The sequence below is a fragment of the Aeromonas caviae genome (assembly GCF_000819785.1).
Lineage (GTDB): Bacteria > Pseudomonadota > Gammaproteobacteria > Enterobacterales > Aeromonadaceae > Aeromonas > Aeromonas caviae.
In genome coordinates, this window is sequence record NZ_CDBK01000001.1 from 1 (window position 1) to 1,475 (window position 1,475).

A 1,475-nucleotide genomic window follows, 5' to 3' on the forward strand; every position below is an offset into this window, starting at 1 on the left:
GCCTCGAAGTTGAGCGACACCAGGCGGTCGCTCCCCACGCTCACCGGCAGCTGGCCATCCAGGGTCTGGCCAGAGGCCCCTTCCTGCAAGGTGACCCCGCTGTCGATGCCAAGGTGAGGATCGGCGGCATCGGTCACATGGATGACGGTATCGCCCTTGCTGACGGTGCCATCGCTGTCCGTCACCTGCATGCCGACACGAATATCGAGCCTGTCGTTCGCACCGTGATCCAGGTTGGTGTGAGTCACCACCTGATAATCGAAATCCACCTTGGTGTGCGCCGCGACGCTATCGGGCACATTGGGCAGGGTCACGCTCAGCACCAGGGTGCCGCTCGCAGTCACTGCCTGGAAGCTGTGGCCGTTGCTGCCCGGTACGGCCTGCCAGGTGAGGGTCTCGCCATTGTGAGTGACGGGATTGCCGTTGATGTCCATGACCTGACCGCTCAGGACCAGGCGCACATCGACGATGGGATCGGAGTAGGCCTGTACCGTCACCTTGCCCGTGATGAGCTGATCGTCAGCGGTCGCACCATTGGCGGCGCCATCGAAGCGCCCCTCGCTCAGGGTCACGCTGTCGATGGTCACCCCGTTGACGATCGGCCTGACGCCCTCGCTGATGGTGATGTCCAGAGTGCCCGTGGTGCTGTCGTTGTTGCCGCCCCCCTTGTCACTGTCAATGATGTCAAGCTTGAGGGGCAGACTCGTCTTGCCGTCACCGCCGCTCTGGTGCACCCCCTCGAACAGGGTCACCTTGTAGTCGAACGTGTTGCTGGCGGCATTGTCCAGCTTGCCCACCAGTTCGACCTGAAGCACCTCGACGCGCGCGCCGTTCACGTCCACATAACCCTTGAGGATCTGGTTGCCCGGAATGGCGGGATCCCCGTCCACCAGTTCGTATTTCACCTGCTGACCCAGTGCCATCAGGGGGGGCTGGGAAGCCGGATCGGCGAACGAGACCTGACTCACTCGATCCGACCCCGACTCCAGGGTAAAGTGTCCCGTTTCCGTCAGGGTGTTGTTGCCATCGAGGCGGCTCTCGTTCAGATCTACCCCGCTGCCCGCCACGAAGTGCGGCGCATTGCCATCCTTGATGGTGAGCGGCAAGTCGGTGGAAACCCTGTCCCCATCCTTGTCGGTCAGGGTGACGGTAAGCGGCAGGTCGAGGGACTCGCTCCCCTGGTGATCCAGCTCGGCCCCCAGGGTCACCTTGGCGGTGACGCTCCAGTTGCCGTTGCTCTCCACCAAATCCAGCTCGGCCCGCAGCACCTCGCGGCCGTCCGCGCTGGTCCCCACCAGATCGCCGTTGGCATCCAGGGTGAAGGTGACCGGGCTGCCGTGGCTGCTGTACTTGCCATCCAGGCTGCCTTGAATGGCTGCGATATCGAATTTGAGGCTGCTCGTGTCGAGCGCATCAGCCCCGTGGCTCACGGTGAAGCTCATGGCGCTCACCACCGCGCCGTCCCCCTGGTTCGC

At 63.7% G+C, this 1,475-nt stretch carries 1 pseudogene; it reads right to left on the bottom strand.

Going from position 1 to position 1,475, the window contains the following annotated elements:
* Positions 1–1,475, bottom strand: a pseudogene (locus tag BN1120_RS21430) (retention module-containing protein); the annotation flags it as partial.